This window comes from Nonomuraea sp. NPDC048882, assembly GCF_040649755.1.
GTDB lineage: Bacteria > Actinomycetota > Actinomycetes > Streptosporangiales > Streptosporangiaceae > Nonomuraea > Nonomuraea maheshkhaliensis.
The window spans coordinates 21,042-47,311 of sequence record NZ_JBEZGB010000018.1 but is presented as its reverse complement, the minus strand read 5'-3'; the positions used below and the strand labels follow the sequence as shown (position 1 = coordinate 47,311).

28 protein-coding genes and 1 pseudogene are annotated in these 26,270 nt (G+C 68.7%); 15 read left to right on the top strand and 14 right to left on the bottom strand.

Going from position 1 to position 26,270, the window contains the following annotated elements:
- The first annotated feature begins 198 nt into the window (after positions 1-198).
- Genes AB0C27_RS44610 through AB0C27_RS44595 form a run of 4 tightly spaced genes read left to right on the top strand, consistent with a single transcriptional unit; the run spans position 199 to position 4,768 of the window.
- The gene (locus tag AB0C27_RS44610; RefSeq protein WP_357858255.1) at positions 199-1,089 is read left to right on the top strand and encodes an ABC transporter ATP-binding protein; all 891 of its coding nucleotides are present in this window, start codon (positions 199-201) and stop codon (positions 1,087-1,089) included.
- Positions 1,086-2,159, top strand: coding sequence for an ABC transporter permease (locus tag AB0C27_RS44605; RefSeq protein WP_357858252.1), 1,074 nt, complete (start codon positions 1,086-1,088; stop codon positions 2,157-2,159). Before AB0C27_RS44610 ends, AB0C27_RS44605 begins: the two co-directional genes overlap by 4 nt.
- The gene (locus AB0C27_RS44600; protein WP_357858249.1) at positions 2,156-3,601 is read left to right on the top strand and encodes a S41 family peptidase; all 1,446 of its coding nucleotides are present in this window, start codon (positions 2,156-2,158) and stop codon (positions 3,599-3,601) included. The genes AB0C27_RS44605 and AB0C27_RS44600 overlap by 4 nt, the downstream gene beginning before the upstream one ends.
- 12 nt (positions 3,602-3,613) lie before the next feature.
- Positions 3,614-4,768, top strand: coding sequence for an alpha/beta hydrolase (locus tag AB0C27_RS44595; protein ID WP_357858246.1), 1,155 nt, complete (start codon positions 3,614-3,616; stop codon positions 4,766-4,768).
- Positions 4,769-5,047: 279 nt separating this feature from the next.
- Here the strand turns inward: AB0C27_RS44595 and AB0C27_RS44590 are convergent, their stop codons facing one another.
- On the bottom strand, positions 5,048-5,650 hold the full coding sequence (locus AB0C27_RS44590) for a TetR-like C-terminal domain-containing protein (RefSeq protein WP_357858243.1): 603 nt from the start codon (positions 5,648-5,650) through the stop codon (positions 5,048-5,050).
- 131 nt (positions 5,651-5,781) lie between these two features.
- Here AB0C27_RS44590 and AB0C27_RS44585 point away from each other — a divergent pair, with 131 nt between their 5' ends.
- A complete protein-coding gene (locus AB0C27_RS44585; RefSeq protein ID WP_357858240.1) occupies positions 5,782-6,909 on the top strand; it encodes a DUF418 domain-containing protein in 1,128 nt (375 codons plus the stop codon).
- A 385-nt stretch (positions 6,910-7,294) separates the two neighbouring features.
- The gene (locus tag AB0C27_RS44580) at positions 7,295-7,786 is read left to right on the top strand and encodes a hypothetical protein (RefSeq protein WP_357858237.1); all 492 of its coding nucleotides are present in this window, start codon (positions 7,295-7,297) and stop codon (positions 7,784-7,786) included.
- Here the strand turns inward: AB0C27_RS44580 and AB0C27_RS44575 are convergent.
- From AB0C27_RS44575 to AB0C27_RS44565, 3 genes are all read right to left on the bottom strand, one after another.
- Positions 7,698-7,952 carry a twin-arginine translocation signal domain-containing protein gene (locus tag AB0C27_RS44575; protein WP_357858234.1) on the bottom strand — a complete coding sequence of 85 codons (255 nt, stop codon included), beginning with the start codon at positions 7,950-7,952 and terminating at the stop codon, positions 7,698-7,700. The genes AB0C27_RS44580 and AB0C27_RS44575 overlap by 89 nt on opposite strands.
- 82 nt (positions 7,953-8,034) lie before the next feature.
- A complete protein-coding gene (locus AB0C27_RS44570) occupies positions 8,035-10,266 on the bottom strand; it encodes an MMPL family transporter (RefSeq protein ID WP_357858231.1) in 2,232 nt (743 codons plus the stop codon).
- Entirely contained in the window at positions 10,263-10,388 is a 126-nt protein-coding gene (locus AB0C27_RS44565) for a hypothetical protein (protein ID WP_357858228.1), read from the bottom strand. The genes AB0C27_RS44570 and AB0C27_RS44565 overlap by 4 nt, the downstream gene beginning before the upstream one ends.
- A 96-nt stretch (positions 10,389-10,484) precedes the next feature.
- Here AB0C27_RS44565 and AB0C27_RS44560 point away from each other — a divergent pair, with 96 nt between their 5' ends.
- A complete protein-coding gene (locus AB0C27_RS44560) occupies positions 10,485-11,078 on the top strand; it encodes a TetR/AcrR family transcriptional regulator (protein WP_357858225.1) in 594 nt (197 codons plus the stop codon).
- On the opposite strand, the gene AB0C27_RS44555 is transcribed toward AB0C27_RS44560, so the two are convergent.
- Positions 11,002-11,832 (bottom strand): transposase, encoded by an 831-nt coding sequence (locus AB0C27_RS44555; RefSeq protein WP_357858607.1) that lies wholly within the window; start codon positions 11,830-11,832, stop codon positions 11,002-11,004. The two genes, AB0C27_RS44560 and AB0C27_RS44555, sit on opposite strands and share 77 nt — an antisense overlap.
- A 198-nt stretch (positions 11,833-12,030) precedes the next feature.
- Complete coding sequence (locus tag AB0C27_RS44550; RefSeq protein ID WP_357858222.1) at positions 12,031-13,188, bottom strand: alpha/beta hydrolase; 1,158 nt, start codon at positions 13,186-13,188, stop codon at positions 12,031-12,033.
- 256 nt (positions 13,189-13,444) lie between these two features.
- Here AB0C27_RS44550 and AB0C27_RS44545 point away from each other — a divergent pair.
- Positions 13,445-13,885 (top strand): annotated as a pseudogene (locus tag AB0C27_RS44545) (transposase); the annotation flags it as partial.
- Positions 13,886-13,965: 80 nt separating this feature from the next.
- Here the strand turns inward: AB0C27_RS44545 and AB0C27_RS44540 are convergent.
- The 5 genes from AB0C27_RS44540 to AB0C27_RS44520 all read right to left on the bottom strand — a co-directional run bounded on the left by AB0C27_RS44540 (position 13,966) and on the right by AB0C27_RS44520 (position 18,308).
- Positions 13,966-14,208: a hypothetical protein gene (locus tag AB0C27_RS44540; RefSeq protein ID WP_357858219.1), complete on the bottom strand. Its 243-nt coding sequence runs from the start codon at positions 14,206-14,208 to the stop codon at positions 13,966-13,968.
- A gap of 32 nt (positions 14,209-14,240) precedes the next feature.
- Complete coding sequence (locus AB0C27_RS44535) at positions 14,241-14,867, bottom strand: DoxX family protein (RefSeq protein WP_357858216.1); 627 nt, start codon at positions 14,865-14,867, stop codon at positions 14,241-14,243.
- 209 nt (positions 14,868-15,076) lie between these two features.
- The gene (locus tag AB0C27_RS44530; protein WP_357858213.1) at positions 15,077-16,651 is read right to left on the bottom strand and encodes a multicopper oxidase family protein; all 1,575 of its coding nucleotides are present in this window, start codon (positions 16,649-16,651) and stop codon (positions 15,077-15,079) included.
- On the bottom strand, positions 16,648-17,007 hold the full coding sequence (locus AB0C27_RS44525; RefSeq protein ID WP_357858209.1) for a hypothetical protein: 360 nt from the start codon (positions 17,005-17,007) through the stop codon (positions 16,648-16,650). Before AB0C27_RS44525 ends, AB0C27_RS44530 begins: the two co-directional genes overlap by 4 nt.
- Positions 17,008-17,129: 122 nt before the next feature.
- The gene (locus tag AB0C27_RS44520; protein WP_357858206.1) at positions 17,130-18,308 is read right to left on the bottom strand and encodes an FAD-dependent oxidoreductase; all 1,179 of its coding nucleotides are present in this window, start codon (positions 18,306-18,308) and stop codon (positions 17,130-17,132) included.
- A gap of 261 nt (positions 18,309-18,569) precedes the next feature.
- Here AB0C27_RS44520 and sigJ point away from each other — a divergent pair, with 261 nt between their 5' ends.
- The 6 genes from sigJ to AB0C27_RS44490 all read left to right on the top strand — a co-directional run bounded on the left by sigJ (position 18,570) and on the right by AB0C27_RS44490 (position 23,441).
- Entirely contained in the window at positions 18,570-19,514 is a 945-nt protein-coding gene (sigJ, locus tag AB0C27_RS44515; protein ID WP_357858203.1) for an RNA polymerase sigma factor SigJ, read from the top strand.
- 384 nt (positions 19,515-19,898) lie between these two features.
- Positions 19,899-20,537 carry a cytochrome P450 gene (locus AB0C27_RS44510; RefSeq protein ID WP_357858200.1) on the top strand — a complete coding sequence of 213 codons (639 nt, stop codon included), beginning with the start codon at positions 19,899-19,901 and terminating at the stop codon, positions 20,535-20,537.
- Positions 20,534-20,872 (top strand): helix-turn-helix domain containing protein, encoded by a 339-nt coding sequence (locus AB0C27_RS44505; RefSeq protein ID WP_357858197.1) that lies wholly within the window; start codon positions 20,534-20,536, stop codon positions 20,870-20,872. Before AB0C27_RS44510 ends, AB0C27_RS44505 begins: the two co-directional genes overlap by 4 nt.
- 307 nt (positions 20,873-21,179) lie before the next feature.
- Positions 21,180-21,905 carry an SDR family NAD(P)-dependent oxidoreductase gene (locus AB0C27_RS44500; RefSeq protein WP_357858194.1) on the top strand — a complete coding sequence of 242 codons (726 nt, stop codon included), beginning with the start codon at positions 21,180-21,182 and terminating at the stop codon, positions 21,903-21,905.
- Positions 21,906-21,956: 51 nt separating this feature from the next.
- Positions 21,957-22,805, top strand: a complete 849-nt coding sequence (locus tag AB0C27_RS44495) for an alpha/beta hydrolase (protein WP_357858191.1) — start codon at positions 21,957-21,959, stop codon at positions 22,803-22,805.
- Between the two features lie 105 nt (positions 22,806-22,910).
- Complete coding sequence (locus AB0C27_RS44490; RefSeq protein WP_357858188.1) at positions 22,911-23,441, top strand: VOC family protein; 531 nt, start codon at positions 22,911-22,913, stop codon at positions 23,439-23,441.
- A 460-nt stretch (positions 23,442-23,901) separates the two neighbouring features.
- On the opposite strand, the gene AB0C27_RS44485 is transcribed toward AB0C27_RS44490, so the two are convergent.
- Positions 23,902-24,198, bottom strand: coding sequence for a hypothetical protein (locus AB0C27_RS44485; protein WP_357858185.1), 297 nt, complete (start codon positions 24,196-24,198; stop codon positions 23,902-23,904).
- 252 nt (positions 24,199-24,450) lie between these two features.
- Between AB0C27_RS44485 and AB0C27_RS44480 the strand changes: the two genes are divergently transcribed.
- Positions 24,451-25,308 carry an SAM-dependent methyltransferase gene (locus tag AB0C27_RS44480; RefSeq protein ID WP_357858182.1) on the top strand — a complete coding sequence of 286 codons (858 nt, stop codon included), beginning with the start codon at positions 24,451-24,453 and terminating at the stop codon, positions 25,306-25,308.
- Between the two features lie 51 nt (positions 25,309-25,359).
- Here the strand turns inward: AB0C27_RS44480 and AB0C27_RS44475 are convergent, their stop codons facing one another.
- The gene (locus tag AB0C27_RS44475) at positions 25,360-25,545 is read right to left on the bottom strand and encodes a hypothetical protein (RefSeq protein ID WP_357858179.1); all 186 of its coding nucleotides are present in this window, start codon (positions 25,543-25,545) and stop codon (positions 25,360-25,362) included.
- Positions 25,521-25,712, bottom strand: a complete 192-nt coding sequence (locus AB0C27_RS44470; RefSeq protein ID WP_357858176.1) for an ATP-binding cassette domain-containing protein — start codon at positions 25,710-25,712, stop codon at positions 25,521-25,523. Before AB0C27_RS44470 ends, AB0C27_RS44475 begins: the two co-directional genes overlap by 25 nt.
- Positions 25,713-26,270: the final 558 nt, after the last annotated feature.

Below are 26,270 nucleotides of genomic sequence, written 5' to 3'. Positions count from 1 at the left end.
GCGAGGATGACCTGCCGGCCCCTCGTTCTCAAGCACTAGGTGATCTCGGCAGCACGGCCGAAGCGCACCGGCAGGAGCGGCGCCTAGCTTCGTTCCCGGCATCAGGCCGCGGTGCAGCCGCGGCCCCGGATGGCGGCCTCGACGATCGAGGCGCTGTTCATGACCATCCTTTCGAACCGCTGCTCAGGAGGACATAGCGTGACTTCCGTCCTGCAGGCCCAGGCGCTGGGCAAGAAGTACGGCAGCCGCTGGGCGCTGCGCGAGTGCACCATCGACATCCCTGCCGGCCACATCGTGGGGCTGGTGGGTCCCAACGGAGCCGGCAAGTCCACCCTGCTGAAGCTGGCCGGCGGCCAGCTCGAACCGACCGCGGGCGGGATCTCCGTGCTCGGCGGCCGGCCGGGCAGCACGCCCGCGCAGCTGGCCAAGGTCGGGTTCGTCGCCCAGGACACCCCGGTCTACGCGAGCCTGACCGTTGCCGAACATCTGCGGCTGGGAGCCCGGCTCAACCCCCGCTGGGACGGGGCCATGGCGCGTGAACGCATCGCGCGGCTCGGTCTCGTCCCCGCGCATCGGGCGGGTAAGCTGTCGGGCGGCCAGCGCGCCCAGCTCACCCTCACCCTGGGCCTGGCCAAACGCCCCGACCTGCTGATCCTCGACGAGCCCGTGGCCGCCCTCGACCCGCTGGCCCGTCACGAGTTCCTGCAGCACCTGATGGAGGCCGCCGCCGAGCGCAAGCTGAGCGTGGTGCTCTCCTCCCACCTGGTCTCCGACCTGGAACGGGCCTGCGACTACCTGGTCGTGCTGGTCGACTCCCGCGTCCAGATCGCCGGCAGGACCGACCATCTGCTGGCCACCCATTACCGGCTCACCGGCCCGCGCTGCGATCCCGGCAGGCTGCCCGCCGGCCAGTACGTGGTCTCGGCCCGGCACACCGACCGGCAGAGCGCGTTCGTGGTCCGTGCCGGTGACCCGATGCACGACCCCGCCTGGACGGTCAGCCGGATCAGTCTGGAAGATCTCGTGCTGGCCTACATGGACCGGCGCACCGCTGAGCACCGGCGGGTCACTCAAGAGGTGCAGGGATGATCTGGCTGACCTGGCGCCAGTTCCGCGGCTCGGCCGCGATGACGGCCGCCGTACTCCTCGTCCTCGGTATCACGCTGGCCGTGACCGGCCCGGGTCTGGCCTCCCGTTACGCCGCCGGGATCGCCGACTGCACCCCGAACGACACCTGCACCGACTTCTTCGACCGGTTCTTCGGCGAGTACCAGATCCCCTTCCTGGCCCTCACCCTCGTCGTGCTGATCCTGCCGGCGCTGGCCGGGCTGTTCTGGGGTGCTCCGCTGGTCACCCGTGAGCTGGAGGCGGGCACGCACCTGCTGGTGTGGAATCAGAGCATCACTCGGGCCCGCTGGCTGGCGGTCAAGCTCGGGCTCATCGGCCTGGCCGCCATGGCCTCCGCCGGGGTGTGCGCTCTTGCGGTGACCTGGTGGTCCGACCCCCTGGACAAGTCAGCCGTTCCGGAAATGGCGCGCATGGCTCCTGTGGTGTTCGGCGCGCGTGGCATCACGCCGATGGGGTACGCGGTCTTCGCCTTCGTCCTGGGCGTGACCCTGGGCGTGCTGGTGCGCCGCACCCTGCCCGCCATGGCTGTCACCCTGGTCGCCTTCGCCGCGATTCAGCTCGCCATGCCGCTGCTGGTCCGGCCCCACCTGATGCCGCCGGTCACGTCGACATTCGAGCTCGGCCGGACGAACGTGGAAGGCATCGTGCCGCAAGGCCGGCAGGGCGGAGCCACGCAAGTCTTCCTGAGTACGTCGGCGGTGCCTGGTCACGCGGGAGCCTGGGTCCTGTCCAGCGACCTGGTCGATCCGTCCGGACGCGTCGTCGGCGGCGATCGAGCCTCGGGGCCGTCCTCGACGATCGCGCGGTCCGTCCCGGTCTCCACGACGTCGGGACCCTGCGCGCCCAGGGCAGGACTGGGCACCGACGCGTGTACAGCCGAGATCAACCGGCTCGGCTACCGGCAGCAGGCGACCTACCAGCCTCTGGAGCGGTTCTGGCCCTTCCAAGGGATCGAGACCGGAACCTACGCCCTGCTCACGCTCGCCCTCACCTGGCTCTGCTTCCGGCGGATACGGACAGGCCTGTCATGACCGCCTTCACGGCAGGCGTCAGGACCGCGACCGCCGCCCTCGCCCTCCTCCTGACGTCCCTGCTGATGACGGCCTGCACCGCGCCGGCGCCGCCGCGCGGCGAGACGAGCACGGCGGCCGGTACGGTCTGCGCGCCGCCCCAGGGCGCCCCCGGCAAGGAGAGCGCCACCACGATCGACGTCATCGAGCAGGCGTACTCCTGCATCCTCGGCAACTACCACAGCGGCGCCACACTGGACGCCCGCTCCCTGCTGGCCGCCGGGTTCGCCGCCCTGACCCAGGAGCTCAACCGCAACGGACGCGACCTGCCCGAGGCGGCTGTGCCGGCGCTGAACGGCGACCGCAAAGCCGACTGGGCCGCCTTCGAAACCGTCTACCGGAAGATCACTGATCAGGTGCCCGACCTGCGCGACAAGCTCGCCGTCGCCACCCTCGAAGCGATCGTGGCCGCCCTCGATCACCACGCCTCCTGGGCGCACGATGTCAAGCAGCCGCCGGACTACTATGACGGCGACGGCTACGGCCTGGGTCTCGAGGCGAACGTCAACGCTTCGCAGGCGGACGGCAACCTCGACGCCGCCGTACCGCCGCTGTTCGTCACCTCCGTCCAGGGCGGCGCGGCGCAGGCCGCCGGGCTGCGCCCCGGCGACGTCATCGAATCGATCAACGGTTCGGCGCCCTTCATCGACCACAAGGCCACCCCCGCGATCGCCGCCCTCTACCCGCAGTACCCCCAGGCGCGCCCGGTCCGGCTGCGTCTCCTGCGGCAGGGCAGCGGCCGCCGCTGGAGCGTGACGCTCAAGCCCGGCCTCTACCAGCGGGATCTGGCCGCCCTGCAGGTGGTGCGGTCGAAGCTGATGGACGACGGCATCGCCTACGTACGGGTGACCGGCTTCGTGCCCGACTCCGCGGACCGGATCCTGCGAGCGATCTCCCGGCTGCGCAAGGGCCGGACACTGTCCGGCGTCGTGCTCGACCTGCGCGGCGGCAGCAGTAGCGGCGGCGGCTCCACGGAAGCGACCCGGCTGCTGAGCGCGTTCGCCCGCGGCAAGGTCACCGCCTATCACTGCACCGCCGACGACACCTGCCAGAGCCTGCGCACCGACGACACCGTCGTACTGCTCGGCTTGCCGCTGGTGGTGCTCACCGACCGCGGCTGCGCCTCGGCGTGCGAGCACTTCGCCTCCGCGGTCAAGGACCTGAGGGCCGGCCTGCTGGTCGGCACACGAACTGCTGGCATGATCTCCGGGCCGGCGCAGCCGTACCTGCTCGCCAACAACACCATCCTGAGCCTTCCTGACAAACACCACCTGGGCCCGAACCGTGAGGTCATCGACCGGATCGGCGTGCCGCCCGACCACCACGTGCCCCTGACCTCCGCAGACGCGGCCGCCGGGCGCGACCCCGCCCTGGCCAAGGCCCTGACCCTGCTGCACAAGTGAAGGGATCTTCCGATGAGACACCTCTTGGCAGTCGCCGCGGGGCTGGCCCTCCTCGCCGCGTCCGCCTGCTCCGCGCCCACCCCGCCCAGGGCCGCTGCCGTGTCACCCACGCCGGCCGGCCCTGCCACCCTGCTCGCCCCCACCGGCCCCCACCTGGTCGGCACCACCGTCCTCTACCTCAAGGACACCTCCCGCCCCGACCCCTGGAACCTCGACGCCAAAGCCAGAGAGCTCAAGGTCACCCTGTGGTACCCGGCCAAGCAGGGCGACGGGCAGCGCGCTCCGTATATGACGCCCAAGGAATCCGAGCTCCTCTTGAGAGGCACCGGAATCGCGAGTGCGCCGTACGACACGCTGAGCAAGACCCGGACGAACGCCATCAAAGACGCCGAGCCCGCAGGCAAGACACTACCGCTGGTGGTGCTCTCTCCCGGCTTCACCAAGCCGATGAGCACTCTCACCTCGCTGGCCGAGGATCTGGCCGGCCGCGGCTACGTCGTGGCCGGCATCGACCACACCTACGAAAGCTACGCCACCACCTTTCCCGACGGGCGCATCGCCGAATGCCTCGCCTGCGACAGCAACTCCGATCCTGGCTTCGGCGCCGGACTAGTTCAGGGCCGGGCCGCCGACGTCTCGTTCGTGCTCGACCAGCTGCCCTCGAAGTGGGACGGTTCCAGCCGGATCGACCGTTCCCGCATCGCCATGGCCGGCCAGTCGATCGGCGGGTCCAGCGCCATGGCGACCATGCTCGAAGACCCCCGCGTGCGGGCCGGAATCGACATCGACGGCACCACCTACGCCCGGATCCCCAAGAGCGGCTTCTCCCGGCCGTTCATGTTCCTGGGCTCGGCGCGGCACATCTCCGGAGGCTCCGCCCCCACGTGGGACCGCGACTGGAAACTGCTCACCGGCTGGAAACGCTGGATCGTACTGTCGGGCACCGAACATCAGTCCTTCACTGACACCCCGCTGCTGGCGGACGCCCTCGGCATCACACCTACCGCTGGCGTCCTGCCGGCGGCGCGCGCCGCCGAGCTCACCCGCACCTACGTGGCGGCCTTCCTCGACCAGCACCTGAAGTTCCAGCGGCAGTCCCTGCTGGACAAACCGTCCTCGCGCTACCCCGAGGCCAAGTTCTGCCCCGCCACCTGCGCTCCATCCTGAGGCCCAGCCGTCCCTGAAGCCCTCAGGGGATCCTGAAGACGCCGAATGCCTGCCTGGCCCGGGTGCACCGCGCCGAGCGCGAGCCTCTGGAGTTGTTGCAGGTCTTCGTGGAGCGGGGTCTCGAATGGTGGAGAAGTGCCTCCACCAACCACGAGAACCGGCTCAGTTCAGATCTTCGGTGATCGTCCAGCCCCGGCTACCGCCGATCTCGGCGATCCGCTGGCACCAGCCGGGGTGCCGTATCGGGCCCATGGCAGGCGTCTCCTTGCCGCCTGTTCCCTATGAGCTGGTCCTCCCGAGGCCGATCGCGGGCAGGATGGCCTGCTCGACGATGGCCGCCAGGTCGTCGTCGCTGGGTGGGACAGCGGCGTCGATCATACGCTTGGTCACCAGGGCCTCGCCGATGTCGGCCACGACCGGGGTGAGCAGTTCGACGGGGAAGTGGCCGCGTTCGGCGTAGTGCCGAAGGACGGTGCTGGTGAACGTGCCGCCGCGCTCGGCGAAGACCCGCTCGAACAGGGCCTGTGAGATCTGCGGTGTGCGCTGCGGGTCGGTGAGGATGGCCGCGACGGCGCGGCCGGCCGGGCTGAGCATCCAGTCCACCATGAGCCGCAGGGCGCGGATCAGGTCGCCGCGCAGGTCGTCGGCGCCCGGCGTGGGCTCCTCGACCGGATGCAGGTGGTGGAGCGCGTCGAGCAGCACCTCGACGGGGTCGGACCAGCGGCGGTAGAGCGTGGTACGCGGGGTCGCCGCCCGCTTGCCGATGCCGTCCATGGTCAGCCGCGCCACCCCGACCTCCGCCACCTCTTCCAGGACCGCCTTGTGGATGGCGCTGATGAGCTCCTCGCCACGCCGCCGGGTCCGCGCGTTGTGATCGCCCATCCTCACTCCCGCTTGCTTAAGTACACGGCTGTAGCTTACCGTGGGGCTTATTAGCTACAGTTCGTGTATCTAATTTCCTCAGGAGAGTCATGTCCTTAGCCCCACCTGCCCCTGTCCACTCCGGGGGCGCCGTGCCGCTCACTCATCGCGCGCTCGCCCCCGACCTCGCGCGCGGCCTCATGCTGCTGCTCATCGCCGTCGCCCACGCGCACATGTACCTGTCCGGCCACCAGACCGGCTTCCGCGGCTACGCCCTCGACGGCGGCCTCGTCGACCGGCTGGTCGCAGGGCTCCAGATCCTGCTGGTGGACGGGCGGGCCCTCCCCATGTTCGCCGCCCTGTTCGGCTACGGCCTCGCCCAACTGGCCAACCGACAGCTCGCCGCGGGCAAGAGCTGGCCGGAGACGCGGCGGGTGCTGCGGCGCCGGAGCCTGTGGCTGCTGGCGTTCGGGTTCTGCCACGCGCTGCTGCTGTTCTTCGGCGACATCCTGGGCGCGTACGGGCTGGTGGGGCTCGTCCTCATCGGGTTCGTCCGGCGCCAGGAGCGGGCCCTGCTGTGGGCCGCCGGCGTCGGGCTGGCCCTGCACATCGTCATACTCGCCGCGTTCGGTCTGCTCACCGTCTCCGCTCCCAAGGGCGACACGCCCGCGGCCATGGCCGACCCGATCGAGGCGCTGGTGATGAGGCTGATCGGCTGGTCGGGGATGACGCCCACCTACTTCGCGGTGAGCGTCGTGTCGGCGTTCCTGCTCGGCATCTGGGCGGCCCGCCGGCGGCTGCTCGAGGAGCCGGCCGCCCATCGGCCGCTGCTCTCCCGGGTCGCGATCGTGGGTGTAGGCGTGGCGGTCGTCGGCGGGCTGCCGTTGATGCTCGTGGACACGCGGGTCTGGGCGCCCTCGATGGCGGTCTCCGTGGCCGCGTACGTGCTGCACAGCCTGACCGGCATCGTCGGCGGCCTCGGGTACGCGGCGATCGTCGGGCTCGCCGTGAGCCGGATGCGGCACGGGGCGCCAGGCCCGGTGGTCGCCGCCCTGGCCGCGTGCGGGCAGTGGTCGCTGACCTGCTACCTGCTGCAGTCGGTGATCTTCGTGGCGGTGTTCGCGCCGTACGCGGGCGGTCTCGGCGCCAAGGCGGGGGACGCCGCCGCCTCGGGGATCGCCGTGGCCGCCTGGTTGACCACCGTGGTGCTGGCCGCGGCCTTCCGCGGACGGCGGGGACCGGCCGAGACCGCGCTGCGCCGACTGACGTACGGCTCATAAGCTCGCACGCGCGGTGACCGGCGGACCGCCGAGGTCCTCAAGGGGTGACCATCAGCCCGGCTACGCTGAGCTAATGGTCTTCCGGCGATTCCTGGGCTTCGCCGACGAAGACCTGCTGCTGGCCGGTCGGCCACGCCTCAGGTAGCCGCCCTCGATGACGAAGTCCTCACGCCCGCGCAGCTCCGTCTCCGACAGGTCGCGGTAGTAGTCCCGACGCGCCATCGGGCCGCGACAAATAGCGATCCCAAAATCACGTCATCCAGCGATCCAAGTCACATTTCGGTGATCGGCTGCGGGCGTGACGAAGGGCGTTCATGGCCGGTGTGTGAAGACAGACTTGGACGCCCTTCTGACCGCACTCTATGTCTATCTGGACGATCACGTGATGCCTTCGCGGGGAGGGCCTCGCGGGCGGGGCCGGCCCCCGGTGCTGACCTCGGCCGAGGCGGTGGTCGTGGCGGTGGCCCAGGTACTGCTGCGTTGTGATCAGGAGCGCTACTGGCTGCGGATCGCGGCGGCCCGGATCGGTCATCTGTTCCCGCGGTTGCCCTCCCAGGCCGTCTGCAACCGGCAGTTGCGCGAGCTGGGCCCGCAGATGTCGGCGGCGGCCTTGTGGATCGCCCGCCAGGTCCCCACCTGGCACGAACCGCTGCGGCTGATGGACGGCACTCCGGTCCGGTGCGGCGCCTCGCGGGTGACGGTCAACCGGTCGAGCCTGGGCGAGATCGCCGGTTACGGCATGGACCAGTCCCACCACGCCTTCTACTGGGGCGCCAAGCTGATGCTGATCACCACGGGAGAGCACGCGGATCCGCCAGCAGCAGCTGCTGATCGTCACCAGGTTCCTGCTGGCCGTGCGACTCGCCGATCGCCATGAGCCGATGGTGCTCGAAGGCCGCGAGCACCACCTGGGTGAGGTCCCGCGCGGCCACGCCGGTCCTGCTCGTCGAGTTGCCCATGGCTCTGACCGTCGAGCTGGTCGTCAGCAGTCCACCGGCCACCGTACCGGCACCGGTGGCGGCGAGGAACCTACGCCGCGTCAACCGTCAGGGGAATGTGGCTCGTGCTTCCGGGATGGTTGTACGGCACCGCCGGTGGCGGCCGAATGTCAGCCGCTCGCCGGGATCAACCCGGGCCTGCCGGGCCGGTAGCACGGTCAGGCTGGTGGAGAAGCGTCCGCGGCGCGCCTGCGGGCCACCAGTTGAGCGGGCCGGCCAGGCGCATGAGGCTCGGCACCAGCACGGCCCTGATGACGGTGGCGTCCACCAGCACGGCCACGGCCATGCCCACGCCCAGCATCTGCACGAACGTCACCCGCGCCGGGGCGTAGGCGGCGAACGTGAGCGCCAGGATCCCGCCCGCCGCTGTGATCAGCGGCGCGCCCCGCTGCAGGCCGGCGGCCACGGCCCGCTCGGTGTCGCCGGTCCTGTCGTACTCCTCCTTGATGCGTGACAGCAGGAACACCTCGTAGTCCATCGACAGCCCGTAGGCCACGCAGAGCATGAGAATCGGGATGCTTGGGTCGAGGGTCCCAGTCGGGGTGAAGCCGAGCAGGCCAGACAGGTTACCGTCTTGGAAGACCCAGACGATCGCGCCGAACATGACGCCGAGACTGAGGACGTTCAGCAGCGTCGCCTTGAGCGGGATGATGAGGCTGCGTGTCATGAGGAACAGGACGGCGAACGTCACGCCGAGCATGAGCGCCAGCACCAGCGGGAGCCGGTCCACGACCGAGGCCCGGTAGTCCGACAGCTCGGCCGGGTAACCCCCGACCAGCACCTCGAAGGGCGGCTCGATGGAGCGGACGGCCGCCACCAGGCGTACCGGGTCGTCGGCCAGGGCGGCGGCCGAGGGCACTGCCGACAACCAGGTTCCCTGTTCGGTCGCGGTGGTGCCGCGGAAGCGGACCGGGTCGCCGTCGCCCACGCGGCGTCCCCCGGCGAAGGAGCCGGCGGCAGAGTCGACCTGGGCGATGCCCGGCAGCCGGGACAACGACTCCGCGTACGCGGATATGTCGCCCGCCGCCGGACCCTTCGAGATGATCTGGATGGCGTCGGTCTCCTCGGCCGGGAACGACTGGCGGATGACCTCCTGCGTCTGCCGGGAGGCGGCCTCCGGCGGCAGGATGCGGTCGTCGGCGACGCCGAAGCGCAGCCCGAGGAAGGGTGAGGCGAGCAGGAGCAGCACCGCCGTCGCCAGGCCCCCGAAGACCAGCGGGCGGCGCATCACGCGCACGGCCAGCCCGTGCCAGAACCCCGACTCTCCGGGCTCGGATCGCGTGGACTTGGGCAGCAGCGTGCCGCCGATCGTGGCGAGCACGGCGGGCAGCACGAGCACCGCCGCCACCAGGCCGCCGATCACCACGGCGATGCCCGCGTAGGCGAACGAGCGCAGGAAGTCGAAGGGCAGCGCGAACAGAACGGCCAGCGACATGGCCACGGTGAGGCCGCTGAACAGCACGGTACGGCCCGCGTGCTCGACCGCCCCCGCGATCGCGCTCGCCCGGTCCCGCCCGTCGCGGATCTCCTCGCGGAAGCGCTGGATGACGAACAGGCAGTAGTCGATGCCGAGCCCCAGGCCCATGGCCAGGGTCAGATTCAGGGCGAAGGTGGAGATCTCCGTCCAGAGCAGGACGCCACCCAGCAGCGCCAGCCCGGTCACCATGGCGAACACCCCAGCCAGGATCGGCACCAGAGCCGCCATCGCGCGCCGCTGGTAGAGCCAGAGCAGCACGAACGCCACCGGGAAGATCACCAGCTCCGCCCGGACGAAGTCCTGCCTGGCCAGCGGCACGGTCTCGCGGAAGACCTCCTCGCCGCCCCCGGCACGGACCTGGAGCAGGTCGTCACCGGCGGTGATCCGCGGCACCAGGACGGGCAGCACCCGGGAGCGCACGTGATCGGCGTCGCCGGGGACGCGCACCACGATCAGCGCGTGCCGGCCGTCCGTACTGCGCATGGTCGCGGGCTTGCCGCGGGTCCAGTACGAGGCGGCCTCGGCGACGCCGTCCTCGCGGCCGACCCTGGCGGTCAGTTCGCGACCCGCCGCCGCCACGGCCGGGTCGTCCACGGTGCCCTGCCTCGCGGTGACCAAAAAGATCATGTCCGGGCTGCCGGTGCCGAATCGCCCGGCCAGCTCGGCCTGCGCCCGGTCGGACTCCGAACCGGGCGCCTCGAACCTGGCCAGCGACAACCCCGACGCCGCGCCGGCCGCCAGCACGCCCGCGGCGATCAGCCCGGCCAGCGCCAGTGCCAGCACCAGCCGGCGACGGCGGACGAGCAGGAACCCGAGCCTGCGCAGCGGCGGCCCCACCGTCATTTCCCCGGAGTGCCTGGCCGGGGCGCCGACGGCCGTCACGGGCGCAGTCCCAGGACGTCGAGGAGGCGCTCGAAGCTCTCCTGATCGTGCTCGCGCCACCACCAGCGGGAGTGGATGTCGGTGCCGAAGCTGCCGCAGTCCGTGACGAGCACGGTTCTCATGGGGTCTCCCGGGGAAACTCGGTAAACTGCTCGTGTTTCTCTGCCGAGCCTAGAAATACAAGTAAATGCTCGCATTTGTCAACGAGGAGGTCGGCCATGCCTGAACGCTCAGTCCGTCGGCAGGCGCGCGGCCTGAAGCGCATGGCCGAGATCCTCGACGCCGCCGAACTGGTGGTCGCCGAAGTGGGTTACCTGGAGCTGACGACGAACCAGGTGGCCGCGCGGGCCGGGATCTCGCCCGGGTCGCTGTATCAGTTCTTCCGCAACAAGGAGGAGATCCTCGACGGGCTGGTGACGCGCTACACCGATGACCGGCAGGAGTTCTGGGCCGCCCAACTCGCCGCCGTCAGTCCGGATGTGCCGCTGGAGACGCTGGTGGAGCGGCTGGTGGATGAGAGTGTGGCGTTCAAGACGGCCTCGCCCGCGTACTGGTCGCTGCTGTACGGCACTGCCACCGGCGATAGGCTGGCGGCGGCCTCGCAGCAGTTGCACGAGGCCATCGCGGGGCACATCGCGGCCATGTTGCGCCGTCGCACTCCCGGGCTGCCGGAGGAGCGGGCGCTGCTCACCGGGACGATGGCGCTGGCCATGGTGAAGGCGGTGATGCCGATGATCACCACGGCCACGCAGGAACGGGCGGCGGAACTGGTGGCCGAGCTGCGACTGATGCTGGTGCGGTACCTGAGCTGAGCGCGCCGCCAGGTGCCAGGGGACAATCGGGCAAGCCTTTCCGGCGGCGTCCGTGCGCCCGCTCGACCGGTGAACGCCATGAGCGCGCCACGCGCTCGGGTTCCGGCTGGGGATCGGGCGTCGGCGGGGCCGGGCGCGGGAGGGCCAGCGGGCGGGCCAGCGGGCGGGGCAGCCACCAGTCGCGGTGCCCGAGCAGCCTCATCAGGGCGTGATGGATGCGCCTGCCGAAATTACATCCGTGCAGGTCAAGCGGCATGTGCGTACTCGTGAAGGACGCCGCCGAGCCGGTCTCGTCGGCGTATGTGCAGGTCACTGATTCGCCCCGGGTCCGTGATCGGGTCCGGGGCAGGACGCAGCGGGGCGGCTTGGTCCAGGGCGAAATGATGGGCCGGGCATGCAGCGGATAGTAGATCCGCTCATCAGCCCACAGCGTGCTCACCGTGACGATGCCGTTGTCGGTCTTGCCCAGGCGGCCCAGCCACTGGCGGCCCACATGCGCGGTGGCCTTCCCATCGTTGCGGTCTCCGCTGTCATCGATCACCAACACCCCATCCGGATGGGACGCGGTCGCCGCCTCGGCCGGCAATAACTCCACCCGCCGGGCATTGAACCCGCTCGGGATCCCAGCACGACTCCGACAGGAAATACTGCCCCCGCTGCGCCGCCGCGCTCTTGGACCCGGCCACCGGTTCAGCCCCGGCCAGTGCCGCAGCCGTCTTGTTCCGCTCCCGCGGCGGCGGCAACCCCGCCACATACTCCCGGACCCCGCGCCGCTGCCCCAGATGAGTGAACAGATCATCAAACCTGGCCGCCTACCCCTCCAGCGCCCCTGGCGCGGGCGGAGCAGGTTTGGGCTTGGTCATCGCCTGGCTCCCTTCTCGGGAGCCCCCGCGACACCATCCCCGCCCAGCCAGAATCTTGATCTAACGGACTATCGGTAGCAGCCGACGGCTCATTCGCGCGGCGCGTGTTGCCGCAGGAACGTCCGCACCACGGCTTGTGACTGGTCCGCCCTGGGGCTGAGCCAGAAGCCCAGGTGATCCTCATTCTCCATCCAGTAATGTTGCGCGCCGGGTATCCGCTCGGCCGCGTATTCTCCATGGTCGAAGGACACATCGCCGTCCTGCCTTCCGTGGATCACCAATGTCGGAGCCGTGATCCGCTCCAGAGGAGAACCGCCGCGCCGGGCTTGCGCCGCGTCGTTGTCGGTGCCCGGCCAGCGCTCCTCGTAGGGAAATGTCGTTTCGAACATCGCCTCGAAGAGCGTCCGCACGCGTGGCGTGTTCATGATGTACGAGAGCCGCCCGGCCCGCTGTTCCTCGTTGAAGGTGCTGGTCTCGTCCAACGTCGCCGAGACCACGGTCTCGAACGAGAGCATCGCCGTCAGCCGGGTGAGCTTCTGCCCGACGGTGTTCAGGAACGTTCTCCGCAGTGACGAGCTCGGCTTACCGGGGGGCTGCTGTTTGCTCACTCCGCCGATGGAGACCATCCCCCAGATCCGATCCGGATGGCGTGCGGCGAAGGTGTAGCCCACCGGGCTCCCGGCCGAGACCGCGAGGACTCCGACCCGGTCGATGCCGAGCTCATCCAGCAGCGCGGCGAGCAGGTCGGCCTGCTCCTCGTTGGTCCGGCCGCTCTCCAAGGGCGTGCCGAGGTAACCGGGCCGCGAAGGACTCAGGATGCGGAACCCGCCCTGCTGCAGCCAGCCGGCGAACAGTCGTCCCTGGTCGGCTCCGCCGAGCCCGGCGTGAACAGACAGCAGCACCGGACCTTCCGTACCGTACAGGTCGTACTCGATCGGGCCACGCCGCGTCTGGGCCGTCCGCAGGTCGATCTGGACACCGGGGAAGAGCTCCCGGCGCGGGCCGGTGTCGATGCTGCCGTCCCAAAGAAGCAGCCCGGCGACTACCGCGGCCGGGATCCCGACCAGGACAGCGAGCACCACTCTGAAGATCTTGATGACTCTTCGCTTGGGCACCGCTGCGACACCCTTCGGTATCTGGCCTGAAGTCACGGCAGCGTCTCGATGGCGGCCTGGCGCGTTGCCTGGACGAACCTCAATGGGGTCCTCATAACCCGCAATGGTCGTCCAGCCGCTGGTGCGGGTCATCCCACAGGTGGAGTCTTCTGCCACTACCACACCGGGATCAACGACTGACCGAGCTACAACGCTGGGAGCAGCCCGCCAGTACGGTGGTGAGAGCACTGACCACCCATGACCGGCTCTGCGAATTCAACCTGTGTACCTAAGTTTCGGAAGATCAGCCCACGTTACCTCAGCGGCTGGTGCTCACTTAGAATGCCTCTGTTAGATCCTGCGCTATTACAACCGTGGCCGTCGCCACCGAGGACGAGCAACACTCGTCGCAAAGAAGATCGTCGGTGGCAAGCGCGGCATCGTCACCGACACGCTCGGCATCATCTTCGCCGTGGCCGTCGCCGCCGCAGGCCTGTCCGACAACGTGATCGGCAAAGGGCTCCTCGACCAAACCAAAAGCGCCTACCCGACGATATCCAAAACCTGGGTCGACACCGGCTTCAAGAACGCCTCAATCGAACACGGCGCCACGTTAGGCATCGACGTCGAAGTCGTCTCCAGAAAAGCCGAAACCCGCGGATTCCACGTCGTCGAACGCCGCTGGGTCGTCGAACGTAGCTTGGGCTGGCTCATGCTGTATCGCCGGGTAACCCGCGATTATGAAACCCTGCCCGCCAGCTCTCAAGCCATGATCCACATCGTGTCGATCAACTACCTGACAAAGCGCATAAAAGACGAAAGCACCCCAACCTGGCGCGGCACTTACTAGAACATAAGCCGCAACCTACTCAAATCAAATGCCCTCTCAAATGTGGCCTCGCGGTAGTCATGCCAAGCGGCGAGCTCCGTTCATCGAGCGCCACCCGCCGCGGGCGCGTCGCTGATGCCGTCGCCGACCAGGGCGATCGATCCGTGGCGGGTGCGCAGTTCGGTGACGGCGGAGGGCTGGTGCTCGGGCAGCATGGTCGCGGCGCGGTAGTCGTCGATGCTGACGGCGGCGGCGATGTCGGCCGCGACTTGGGGTTTGTCGGCGGACAGGAGCATGACGGTCTTGCCCTGGGCCTGCAGCCGGATCGGTTGTCGCGGAACCATGTGTCGGCGAGACGTCGAGACCTTCAAGGCCGCTACTCGTCGATCCAGCCGTTCTCAACTGCCCACTCGTGCGTCATGGCTTCGGCCGCGGGCAGCGTGAGGAACGAAACGGCATACAGAACAACGAGGAGCCCGATCGGAACGGCCCACGCGCGAGGACGGGTTTCCGGCGGACCGGCCCCATCTTGTCCAGCGTCGGCAGGGCGGTCCCGACGTAGCCGCGTCGCCGGGAGCCGACGGTCGGCAGGCCTCAGTACCCACGACGCGATGGCGCACACCCCGAACATCAGTGGCACCCCCCACGCCTGAAGACCGTCGCCGAGTATCAGATGCGACGCCACGGCACTCGACCACAGGAAAAAGGCGCCCACGTAGGCCCATTCCTTGATCAGCCGGAGCTCGGGCGCGATGATCGCGACGGCCGCCCCGACCTGCCACACGCCGAGAATGTAGACGAAGTAGCGCGGGTATCCCAGGTGGCGCATCTGGACTTCCATCCATTCGATCGGTACAAGATTCCACACCGATCCAGCAGCCAACTCGAAGACGATGATAAACGTGGTGGCCCAAAAGGCGATGGGGCGGATTCGGCTCAAGTTCCAGCCGCTTCGTGCGACGGTGGCCGCCTTGTCATTGGTGCGCTGGAATATTTTTGGCATGTTAATGAGTCTCCTTACAGGAGTTGTGCACAACTTCGGTTCGAAGTCGCGGCCTCGCTGTGGTTCCCGGGGAAGTTTCCAACGGATTCGCCTCACCGGCACGGCGCGAGCATGGCGCCTGGGCGGCTCGTGGAAGCACCGCGCCGACACGCTGATGCCGCGGGCGTGGGCCAGTTCGCCGGCGCTGGATTCGGTGCTTTCATGGCCGGTCAGATCGTCTCGAAGTTGGCCATCATGCCCATGTCCTCGTGCTCGAGGTTGTGGCAGTGGAACATGTAGCGTCCGCGGTAGCCGTCGAACCGGGTGATCACCTCCACCGCCTCGCCGGGGCGCAGATCGACGGTGTCCTTGCGGCCGGCGTCGTATGGGCCGGGCGCGCGGCCACCGCGGGAGAGCACGCGGAAGTTCACCAGGTGCAGGTGGATCGGATGGTGCAGGTCCACCACGAAGCGCCAGATCTCCACGTCGCCGAGCCGGGGCCGGGCGTCGATTCGGGACGGCGCGTACGGCCGGCCGCCGATCGTCCAGCCGTGCCGGTCACCGAGGCGCCCGCCGCGGAAGGAGAAGTCCCGGGTCACGGTCGCTTGCGCGCGGTCGAGTGGTTCGATTTCGCTGAGCCGGTCCGGGATGTGGCTGTCCTCTTTGTCGCGCCGGGCGACGCGGAACCGCATCACTTGGGCAGTCGATCCGGTGCCGAGCCGGTTGACCAGGGTGACCTCGGAGCCGACCGGGTAGCGGCCGAAGTCGACGACCAGGTCATAACGCTCGGCCGGGGCTATCGGGAGGTGGTCGTGCACGCGCGACGTGTCGAGCAGGCCCTGGTCCGAGCCGATCTGCGTGAAGGCCTGGCCACCGGGTGGCGGTGGGTCGAGCGCGAGGTCGTAGCGGCGGGCGTTGGACGCGTTGAGCACCCGCAGTCGGTGTCTGGTCGCCGACACTTCGGCCACCGGCCAGGGTGCGCCGTTCACCAGGATCACGTCACCGAGCACCCCCTCGATGTAGGAGTCCTCGACGCCGTGCACGGTGGTCAGTGACCGGTCGACGGACGGGTAGTGCATCGAGCCGTCCTCGGCGAACGCTCGGTCGGTGATCATCAGCGGCAGTTCGCGCTCGCTGTGCGGCAGCGGCAACGCGTCCTCTTCGGTGTCCCGTATGAGGTGGAATCCGGCCAGGCCGCGGTAGACGGCGGGCCCGGTGAAGTCCATCCGGTGATCGTGGTACCAGAGCGTCGATGCATGCTGCTGCAACGGATACACGTAATCGCGCATGCCCTGAGTGACCCTCGCGTGCGGATCCTGCATGCCCGTGTGCCCGCCGTGCGAGTGCGTCGTGTGCGTGCCGCCGGCGGGCAGCACCAGGTCGGTGGTGTAGCCGTCGGACTCCGACGGGGTGCGGCCGCCGTGCAGGTGGACGACGGTCGGTACCGGGAGTTCGTTGCGGTGCCGGACGATCGCCGTCCGGCCGCTGCGGGATTCGATGGTCGGCCCGGGGAACGTGCCTTGGTAGCCCCAGATCGGCGTGCGCAGTCCGGGCAGGATCTCCACCGTGGTCTGCCGCTGGACGATCTCGTACCGGTCGGCGTCCGCGTCCCGCGCGATCGGGGCCAGCACAGCCGGAATGGGCAGCGGGACCTGGAACGGCGCGGGTAGCGGCACTTTGCTGGTGAGCAGTTCCCCGGAAGTCGCAGCGGATCCGAACAGCCGTGGCCCGGCGAGCCCGGCGGCGAACAGCGCGCCCGCCCCGCCGGTCAGGCTGAAGAACCGGCGCCGGGACAGCCCGCTCATCGCTGCCCCCTGGGCTGCTCTCCGGCTGTCCGCCAGATCCCGACCAGCATGATCGACGCGTACATGGCGAGCGCGACGCCCAGCGGGAAATGCAGGTCCAGCTCACCGGCCACTCCCGCGAAGTACTGTCCGGACTCGCCCAGGAACAGCAGCAGGCTCGCCCAGAACGGCCAGCGCGTCCCGGCTCGCCGCCAGAGCACCGCCGACAGCACGACCTGCGCCAGCCCGAAATAGGTGACCAGGTCGGCGCCGAGCGTGTGCAGCGCCAGCATGTCGTAGTCGCCGATCATGTAGCGGCCGGCGAACACCGGCTGGGCGAAGATCGCGACGGTGTGCGCCGTGACGATCCAACGCATCACGCCCAGCACCGCCCGTCCACGCAGCCGCGGCGGAGCTTTCTGAGTCTCGATTGTTGTCGCCGTCGTGGGCGTGGACATGGTGAGGTCTTCCTTCTCAATCTGTTGCTTACAACGGGGGTTCACTGCTCGCACGAGTCAGGGGAGGGTCGGACGCGGGCCGCCCTGAGCCAGACGAGGGACCCCGGCTTGCGGGCTTCGCGACGGATTCTCGACACCGCGAAATTGGTGGTCACTTCCTTGATCGCCGCGCCCACGCGGCCGCCGACGTAGACGTTCACCGCGGTATCGTCCTTACCGGCGAGCTGTCGGATGGCCACGCGCCGGCCGAGGCTGGCACACGCTCCCGAGAAGGCCAGTCTGATCGTCGCCGGTTCGGTCCCCGCGATACGGCTCAGCACGGTGTTCGCGGCCTGCGCCCCGAGCGGCCCGGCGGCGTAGCAGCTCATCCGCAGCGGCTGGCCCGACGGTGCGGCGGAGTCGCCGGCCGCGACGACGCGGTCGTCGTCGACGCTGGTCAACGTCTCGTCGGTGAGCAACCGGCCGAGCTCGTCGGTCTGCAGCCCGCTCGCGGCCGCCAGCTGCGGCACGCCGAAACCGGCCGCCCAGATGGTCAATGCGCTCGCGCGCACCGCACCGTCGGCGAAGACGACCGCGGCCGGCCGGACCTCGGTCACCGCGACGTCCTCGAGCACCGCGGCGCCGTGCCGGGACAGCCACTTGGCCACGGCTCGGCGACCCGGTGCGCTGAAGGACGGCGCCAGGGTCCGGCCACACACCAGCGTGACCGTGCGTCCTTGTTCGGCCAGTTCAGCGGCCGTGTCGATACCGGTCAACCCACCGCCGACCACGGTGACCGGAGCATCGAGGGGCAACTCCTCCAGCCTGGCGCGCAACCGTTGCGCGGTCTCGAATTCAGCGATGTCGAACGCGAATGCGGCCGCGCCGGGCACCGATGACGGTGTCGCCCCGGTGCTGCCGACCGCGTAGATGACGTAGTCGTAGTTCAGCGCGCGGCCCGATGCCAGCTGCACTGTGCGGGCGGCGGTGTCGATGCGCGTGGCGCTGTCGACGACCAACTCGATCCCCTCGCCCAGTAGCGTGCCGTAGTCCACCGTGGCCTCGCCGGTGCCGGCCACGAACTGGTGCAGCCGGACTCGTTCGACGAACTCCGGGCGGGGATTGACCAGAGTGATGTCGATGTCGGCGCGCATCCGCAAATGGTTGGCCGCCAGTGTTCCGGCGTAGCCGCCGCCGATGACGACGACCTTGTGGGGTGTGTGGTGTTCAGACGTGGGCATGGCGAGGTCTTCCCTTCTCGATCTCAACGAGGAAGTGCGGCTTGTGACCCGATGGGATTGGTCCTTCATCACGAAGTGGCCGGCCCCAGGGGACGATCACGCATGCCGACGAGGTCGGCTTTTCCTGCGTGCTGGATGGTGTCTCACCAGTTCGACAACCCAACACCTCGAAATGTGAGGCGATACGCCAACCTCACAGTTCACTGCGCTGTCTTGTCGAACTGGTAAAGGCAGATGCGACCAAGGGAGCCGACGACACTCATGACCACCCCATCCGAGCCGGAAGGCGACCAGCTCGATCCCGGCCTGAGCGCGATCATGAGTGAACGGCGCCACCTGATCAATCTCGCCTACCGGCTCCTGGGCTCCCTGGACGACACCGAAGACGTCGTCCAGGAGACCTACACCCGCTGGTACGCCCTGTCCCGGCGGCAGCAGGACGCCATCGCATCCCCCGGCGCCTGGCTGACGACGGTGGCCAGCCGCATCTGCCTCAACCTGCTCTCCTCGGCACGCGCCCGGCGAGAGACCTACGTGGGCGAATGGATCCCCGAGCCGCTACCCGAACCTACCGAGTGGATCACCGGGCGGGCGGACGGCATCACCGTCGACCCTGCCGACCGGGTCACCCTGGATGAGTCGGTCAACATGGCCTTCCTCGTCGTGCTCGAATCGATGACCCCGGCCGAGCGCGTCGCGTTCATCCTGCACGACGTCTTCCGCTACTCCTTCGCCGAAGTGGCCGACATCGTCGGCCGTACCCCGGCGGCCTGCCGCCAGCTCGCTTCCTCGGCCCGCCGTCGCATCCGCGCGCCGCAGACTCCCGCGCCTGTGGCGGCCGGGCAGGCCCGCATCGTCAAAGACTTCAAGCAAGCCTGGGAGGTCAAGGACATCAATGCCCTCATCGGCCTCCTCGACCCCGACGCCACGGCGATCGCCGACGGCGGCGGCATCGTCGGCGCCTTGCTCCACCCGATCGAAGGCGCCGAGCAGATCGCGCGCTCCCTGGTCAATCTCGAGGGCAGGCTACACAAGCTGACGATCCTGGAGCGTACGGTCAACGGCCAGCCCGGCCTGGTTGCCCAGCAAGACGGCATCACCGTATCGGTGTACGCGTTCGACATCGCAGGCGGCCGGATCAGGCGCATCTGGGCGGTACGCAACCCCGACAAGCTCAGGCCGTGGACGATGGGGCCGCCGCAGTAGGAGAGTCAGGAACAGCAAGTGGTGCCGAACGATAGAAGATGATCTTAGCGAGTCCGGGACACGCTGGGTTTCGCGTGCGCCTTACTCGAGGTCAAAGGGTTCCGCGAGCGCCCCCAGCCCGCGATGGACGGGCATCGCCGCAGACCGGTGAAACCACACAAGACACTCGATCTCAGTCGCCTTCCTTCACCTGCCAACGCATGGATATTTCACACGATCACAGGATGGATGGACAGAAGATGACGTACGCACAGGAGTTGCCGCTGCAGATGCGGCGGAACGGGTTCGACCTGGTCGAAGAACTGGCCAAGGCACGAGATGGCGGGGGCGTCGTGCGGATGGAGACGCCGTTCGGCCTGCCCGCCTACCTGGTCTGCCGCCACGATGATGTTCGCCAGGTGCTGTCGGATCCGGCTGCGCAGGCTCGAGCCGCGCATCACCGAGATCGTCCAGGCGGCTCTGGACGACCTCGAGCGGGCCGGCACACCGGCCGACCTGGTGGCGCACTTCGCGCTGCCGGTGCCCTCGCTGGTGATCTGCGAACTGCTGGGCGTGCCGTACGCCGACCGCGCCGCCTTCCAGAAGCGTTCCGTGCGCATGCTCGACACCTCGTTGCCGATGGAGCAGCGCGTCGCGGCGCAGCGGGAGGACCGCGCCTACATGGCCGGCCTGGTCTCCCGCGCCCAGGCCGACCCGGGCCAGGACATGCTCGGCATGCTGGTACGCGAGCACGGCGACGACCTCAGCACCGACGAGCTGATCGGCATCGCGGGACTGCTGCTACTGGCCGGGCACGAGACCACCTCGAACATGCTCGCCCTGGGCACCCTGGCCCTGCTGCGACACCCAGACCAGCTCGCCACGATCCGCAAAGATCCGGCGCAGATCGAGCCCGCCATAGAGGAGCTGCTGCGCTGGCTGTCCATCGTGCAGTCGCTACCGCCGCGCACGACCACGACGGAGGTGGAGATCGCCGGCCATACCATCCCTGCGGGTTCGCTCGTGATGCTTCCGCTTCAGTGAGCGACCTGTTCGAGCGCGGCATCGACGTCAAGGTGCTGGAGGGCATCGCGGCCGGCAAGCACACCGAACGCTCCCTCATAATCGACCTGGCCCTCGACCTGGCCGAAGACCGCCGCCGCGACATCGTCCGCAAGACCAAAGACGGCTTCGAAGCCGCTGGCCGCCGAGGCCGCGCCGGCGGCCGCCGCCCCGTGGTCGACGACAACAAACGCGCCGCCATCCTCGCCCGACGCCAGCGCGGCGAATCCATCCGCACCATCGCCGCCGGCGTCAAGGTCTCCATCGGCGTCGTCCACAAGGCCCTGACCGCCGCCCAAGCGGAACAGCGACCGTAGACACCCACTGCCACGCCGGTGAGCCATTCAGCTACCGAACGTTACTTTGGGGCTGGGGTCAGCTTCGGGAGCAGGACGCCGAGAAGACGGGTGACGGGCTGCGCATAGAGCAGGACGAACAGGGCGACGACCCGGTCCAGCAGCACCCGCCGCCTGCGGCCAGTCCGTGACCCGTGGCTCAGGTTGGATTCAGGTCATTGATCTACCACGCTGTGCCCATCGCATTTCTCGCGATTGCCGTACGTGCAGCAAGACTGAGTGACATGTCTGGGTGAAGGGGTGGGGCCCACGGTGGGCGGAATTCTCGATGATGGACGAAAGGACGTCGTGCGCCGAGCATGACCTTGCGGACCGCGTCGCCAGGAATGCGCCGCTGGCGCTGGCGGCCGTCAAGGAGGTGCTGCGCGCGACGCCGAGCCTCAACGACGGCGACGCCTTCGAGCGCCATGACGAGCCCATCTCCGGGCTGCCCTCCAGCCAGGACGCGCGCGAAGGCGCGCCCGAGGAATATCGGCCGATGTTCGAGGTGAACGTCTTCGGTCTGATCGAAACCACCAGAGCCGCCCTGCCTGTCTTGCGACGTTCGGGCCGAACGATCGTCAACATGTCGTCTGGCGCCGGAATCGCGGGCGGCGGAGGCTATTACAACGCCGCCAAATTCGCCGTGGAAGGGATTTCCGAAGCGCTCGCCGGCGAGCTGAAGCCGTTTGGCATCCGCGTGCTGATCGTCGAGCCTGGGCCGTTTCGCACCGATTTCCTTGGCCGTTCGATCACGATGGCGGCCAACGAGATGCCGGAATACGCCGCGAGCTCGCGCAAGCATTATCGCGAAACCAAAAACGGCAATCAGGCGGGCGATCTCGACAAGGCGATCGCGGTGATCCTGCAGGCAGTCGACGCCGATGACGCCCCGCTTCATCTGCCACTCGGCCTGATCGCGCACTCGATTGCTGAGCGAAAGCTGGCTGCCTTCCGCAGCGATATCGACGCCTGGCGCGACATCACGATCGCCACCGATTTCGATCAGCCCTGAGCGCTGGCCGCGAGCTCTGTTTGAACGTCAACATCTGACTGGAAAGCGATCATGATCGCAACTTTGAAGGGGTTTACCCAACAACTGATGCCGGTGAATGGCATCAAGATCAACGCTGTCACGGGAGGCTCAGGCCCGCCGATCCTTCTGCTTCACGGGTGGCCGGAAACATGGTGGGAATGGCACGATGTGATGCCGCCGCTGGCCGAGTATTTCAGCGTAGTGGCCATCGATCTGCGCGGCGCGGGCTTTTCCGACTGCCCGCTCGACGGCTATGACAAGGCGACGATGGCGCGCGACGCGCACGAAGTCATGGTTGCCCTTGGGCATGAACGCTACGCCGTGTGCGGACATGACATCGGCGGAATGGTCGCCTTGCCGCAGGCCGCCATCTATCGGGAGGCTGTTACCCATCTGGCCGTCCTCGACGTTCCGCTTCCCGGCTGGACCGGATGGGAGGCGACGACCGCAAGGCTTTGGCACTTCAGCTTCCATATGAACCGGGATCTACCCGAGCACCTGATCCATGGCCGTGAATATGACTATATTTCGACCTTCATGTCTGAGCGGTTCTACGATCACAGCACCTTCAATCCGGCGGACATCGAGATCTACGCGAGAGCGATGGCGCTTCCTGGCCGCACCCGCGGCGGCATGGAATGGTATCGGACCCTCACCGCCGACCATGCGGCCGCGCTCGAGTACAAGAAGCAACCGCTCGAGATACCGGTGCTAGGTCTCGGCGGGGATCAGCGCTTCGGTGCGCAGATGGTGCCGATGCTCAAAGAGTTCGCCAGCAATGTGACGGGCGGCTCGATTGCGCAGTGTAGCCACTATGTCGCGGACGAACGGCCGGATGAAGTCGCGGCCGCTCTGATCGATTTCCTCAAGGCCAAGTGAAAATCTGCGACCGCGCCGTCGTGGGCCGGGCGGATCGCGACACTGCGGGCAAGTTGCGCCCGCACCTATCCCGATCGATCGATCAAATAAGAAAGGAAAACTGTCATGTCCGCACCTGTCATTCGCGGCGTCAATCATATCGGCATCACGGTGCCCGACATCGAAGCCGCAAAATCGTTCCTGGTGGAAGCTTTCGGCGGCCAGGTGATCTATCAGTCCTTCGGACCGCAGGATCCGCCGCGGCAGGGACCCGAATTCGAGCGGGCCGTTGGCGCTTTCCCTGGAACGGTCGTGCGCGCGCAGGCGATGGTCAAGATCGGAACCGGGCCCGATATCGAGCTCTTCGAAATGCACGGCCCCGAACAAGCCCAGCCGATCCGAGCGAGCGACTTCGGCATCACGCACTTCGCTCTCTACACCGACGACATCGACGCATCGGTTGAGCGCTTCAAAAAGGCCGGAGGCACCCCACTCACGGCGCCTCGCGCTATTCCCTATGCAACGGAGAAAGGTCCTGGAAACAAGGTCTGCTACTGCCGCATGCCCTGGGGCACGACGATGGAATTTATCACCACGCCGGACCGCATGGCCTATCATGACCAGACGGATCTGCGCAGGTGGCAGGACGAGGACTGAGCAGGGCGGTGAGTTGGTCGCGCGCGGCGACCGCATCGCCGGCTTTCCCCGTCCAGCGGGCGAGGCTGCCCCGGGCGTAGAGGGTGCTGGGGTGGTCGGGGCCGAGGATGTCCTCTAGCTCGGGGAGCAGAGCCCGCGGTTCTCGTAATCCTCCTGGGGACCCAGGAATGCTCCTGGGGTCCCCAGGAGTCAGGGGCTTACGGCCATGTCGCGGTCCCGGACGCGGTGATCCGGTGGAGGAGCTGAGGGGTGAGGGTCGCAGGGCGTTGGGTGATCCAGCGACGCACCTGGGAACGGTCACGTCCGGCTGCCGTGCCTGCTGTGGTATCAGCATGTACAGGCCCGAGCGGCGGGCCACCAGAGCTCCGGTGCGCACCTGGGTCGAGACCGGGAGCTCAGTGGCGCGGCTTCAACCGGTCGATGCCTCCGGGATAGGCGTTGCCGAGCGCGACGACGACGTCTAGCAGCGCCCCGTACAGCCGGCCGAATTCCCAGTGCTGGTCGGCGAGCTGTCCGCTGGCTCCAGTGCGCGGGTGAGCTCGGCGAGCTGCGTGCGCCACTCCTCCGCTGTGGCGGGCAGACGCGGGGCGGCCGCCTCCGGCCGCTGTTGCGGCCGCCTGGGGTGGCGGCGCGGGCTCGGATCGCAGGGACGAGCGGAGTGCGCGCTGCCGGTCAGCGCCTTGAGGAGTTCCTCGGCCACCAGGCGCATGGTGGGCTTGCTGGTGAAGGTCAGCGTCAGCGCGGCGTCTGGCCGCACGGTGCGGTCCCGGCGCGCAGGTCCTCCAGCACCGCCTGCACCGCGAACGTCTTGCCGGTGCCGGCGCAGCCGTGCACGACGCCGGTGGCCTGTCGCCGCGCCCGCTTCAGGAGCGGCCGTCACGGCGTAGCGTGAATTGTCCGTAACGCCGGGCCCGGCAGCGAGGAAACATCTGAAAGCACATTCCTCGGCGAGGGCCGCCCGCGCCCCCGTCAGGCCCGGCGATCGTCGCCGATCCATCAGGGAGAGATCTTGACGCACAGTGGCAAAAAGACGGACCCGCGGGATCCGGAGTACGCCGACGCCCCGGCTGCAAGGATCAATCCGCACATTCCTCACCCCGCCCGGATCTATGACTTCTTACTGGGCGGCAAGGACAACTTCGCCTCCGACCGTGAGGCCGCCAAGGGGCTCATCGAGCTGTCGCCGGGCACCCGTGAGGGCGTGCGCGCCCACCGTGCCTTCGTGAGCCGGGCCGTACGGTATCTGGCGGCCGAAGCCGGCATCACCCAGTTCCTCGACATCGGCACCGGGCTCCCCACCCAGGACCCCACCCACGTCATCGCCCAGCGGGCCGTGCCCGAGACCCGGGTGGCCTACGTCGACAACGACCCCATCGTCCTCGTGCACGGGCGTGCCCTGCTGACCGGTGACCCGGCGGGCGCGACGGAGATGATCGAGGCGGACCTGCGGCAGCCACAGAAGATCCTGTCCGACCCCGCGGTCCGGGAGGTGCTCGACTTCACTCGTCCCGTGGCCGTCATCCTGGCCGGGATCCTGCACTTCGTCACCGATGACGAGGACCCGTACGGGGTGGTCGAGCAGCTCAAGGCGGCGGTGCCCAGCGGCAGCCACCTGCTGCTGTCGCACATCACCATGGACTTCGCCGACAACCTGAGCCGCGAGGAGTTCACCAAGCCGTACGACAACAGCTCCGCCCCCATGGTGCCGCGCAGCCACGACGAGACGCTGCGCTTCTTCGAGGGCTGGGACCTCCTGGACCCGGGCCTCGTCGAGGTCGTCACGTGGCGGCCGGACCCGGTCGAATACCAGGAACAGATCCCCGGCGGCCACGCCTGGGCCTACGGCGGCCTCGCCGTCAAACCCTGAGACACCCCCCGCGTGCGCCGTCCGGCCCACGCGGCCGCGCACGTCACGCCACTACACGAAGTAGCGTGCCTGGAGGCGGAACAGCTCGGCGTAGAGCCCGCCGGAGCGGCTCAGCGCGTCGTGGGTGCCGACCTCGGCCACCCTGCCCCGCTCCAGCACGACGATGAGGTCGGCCGCCTGAGCTGTGGTGAGCCGGTGCGTCACCAGGACGGTCACGCCGCCCCGCAGCCGGCCCATGCCGGCGTACTGTTCGAACAGCCACTCCTCGGCCCGCGCGTCCAGGCTGGCGGTCGGCTCGTCCAGAACGCCTCCAGGATGCGGCCCTTCCCCGGCCGGTACAGACCGCACAGCAGCTTCACCAGGATGGACTTGCCCGCGCCGTTCTCCCCGACCAGGGCGACCACGGAGCCGGCCGGCGGCTCGACGTCGACACCGCTCAGCGACGGCCGGTCCCGGTCCCAGTACCGGAGGCCGAGCCCCTCCAGCGTGACGCCCCGCTCCAGCCGGGACGGCGAACAGCGGAAGGACCACCAGGATCGGGACGACCGAGGCCATCAGCAGCGCCGACGACACCCAGACCAGCGCCCCCCGGTGAGCCGCAGAACCCGGTCGAAGCCCTCGCGGAGGCCGTTGCGGGCCGGCGCGGAACGCCGCCGCCCGGCCGGCCCGGCCGGGACGTTCGTGGATCTCCAGCGTCGGCGTCGTTCCGGCCACGTCGATGAACCGGTGCTCCACCTCGTTCTGGAGCTCCTCCGACAGGCGCAGCCGGGTGAAGTAGCCGGCGATGAACGTGCTCTGGGTGAGCATCACGAACGCGGCCAGGCAGAGCGACAGCACCGGCACCGTGCTCGTCGCGTGGTCGCTCGCCGCCTCGCTGAACAGGCCGAGCAGCATCGCGAGGCCGACCCCGGTCACCTGTTCGAGGATCGCCACGGCCACCACGACCGTCGTGGCGCCGGCCG

What these genes read in the sequence shown, in the direction of transcription:
- AB0C27_RS44550 (WP_357858222.1), bottom strand. Translation starts at nt 13,188, where the DNA reads ATGACCCGCACCAGCGGCTGGACGACCATTGCGGGTTATGAGGACCCC.
- AB0C27_RS44535 (WP_357858216.1), bottom strand. Translation starts at nt 14,867, where the DNA reads ATGCCAAAAATATTCCAGCGCACCAATGACAAGGCGGCCACCGTCGCA.
- AB0C27_RS44510 (WP_357858200.1), top strand. Translation starts at nt 19,899, where the DNA reads ATGATGTTCGCCAGGTGCTGTCGGATCCGGCTGCGCAGGCTCGAGCCG.
- AB0C27_RS44565 (WP_357858228.1), bottom strand. Translation starts at nt 10,388, where the DNA reads ATGAGAACCGTGCTCGTCACGGACTGCGGCAGCTTCGGCACCGACATC.
- AB0C27_RS44520 (WP_357858206.1), bottom strand. Translation starts at nt 18,308, where the DNA reads ATGCCCACGTCTGAACACCACACACCCCACAAGGTCGTCGTCATCGGC.
- AB0C27_RS44540 (WP_357858219.1), bottom strand. Translation starts at nt 14,208, where the DNA reads ATGGTTCCGCGACAACCGATCCGGCTGCAGGCCCAGGGCAAGACCGTC.
- AB0C27_RS44555 (WP_357858607.1), bottom strand. Translation starts at nt 11,832, where the DNA reads ATGTGGCGGGGTTGCCGCCGCCGCGGGAGCGGAACAAGACGGCTGCGG.
- AB0C27_RS44560 (WP_357858225.1), top strand. Translation starts at nt 10,485, where the DNA reads ATGCCTGAACGCTCAGTCCGTCGGCAGGCGCGCGGCCTGAAGCGCATG.
- sigJ (WP_357858203.1), top strand. Translation starts at nt 18,570, where the DNA reads ATGACCACCCCATCCGAGCCGGAAGGCGACCAGCTCGATCCCGGCCTG.
- AB0C27_RS44595 (WP_357858246.1), top strand. Translation starts at nt 3,614, where the DNA reads ATGAGACACCTCTTGGCAGTCGCCGCGGGGCTGGCCCTCCTCGCCGCG.
- AB0C27_RS44475 (WP_357858179.1), bottom strand. Translation starts at nt 25,545, where the DNA reads ATGGGCCGGCTGCGGGGCGGCGTGACCGTCCTGGTGACGCACCGGCTC.
- AB0C27_RS44500 (WP_357858194.1), top strand. Translation starts at nt 21,180, where the DNA reads ATGATGGACGAAAGGACGTCGTGCGCCGAGCATGACCTTGCGGACCGC.
- AB0C27_RS44490 (WP_357858188.1), top strand. Translation starts at nt 22,911, where the DNA reads ATGTCCGCACCTGTCATTCGCGGCGTCAATCATATCGGCATCACGGTG.
- AB0C27_RS44530 (WP_357858213.1), bottom strand. Translation starts at nt 16,651, where the DNA reads ATGAGCGGGCTGTCCCGGCGCCGGTTCTTCAGCCTGACCGGCGGGGCG.
- AB0C27_RS44600 (WP_357858249.1), top strand. Translation starts at nt 2,156, where the DNA reads ATGACCGCCTTCACGGCAGGCGTCAGGACCGCGACCGCCGCCCTCGCC.
- AB0C27_RS44580 (WP_357858237.1), top strand. Translation starts at nt 7,295, where the DNA reads ATGCCTTCGCGGGGAGGGCCTCGCGGGCGGGGCCGGCCCCCGGTGCTG.
- AB0C27_RS44590 (WP_357858243.1), bottom strand. Translation starts at nt 5,650, where the DNA reads ATGGGCGATCACAACGCGCGGACCCGGCGGCGTGGCGAGGAGCTCATC.
- AB0C27_RS44525 (WP_357858209.1), bottom strand. Translation starts at nt 17,007, where the DNA reads ATGCGTTGGATCGTCACGGCGCACACCGTCGCGATCTTCGCCCAGCCG.
- AB0C27_RS44605 (WP_357858252.1), top strand. Translation starts at nt 1,086, where the DNA reads ATGATCTGGCTGACCTGGCGCCAGTTCCGCGGCTCGGCCGCGATGACG.
- AB0C27_RS44495 (WP_357858191.1), top strand. Translation starts at nt 21,957, where the DNA reads ATGATCGCAACTTTGAAGGGGTTTACCCAACAACTGATGCCGGTGAAT.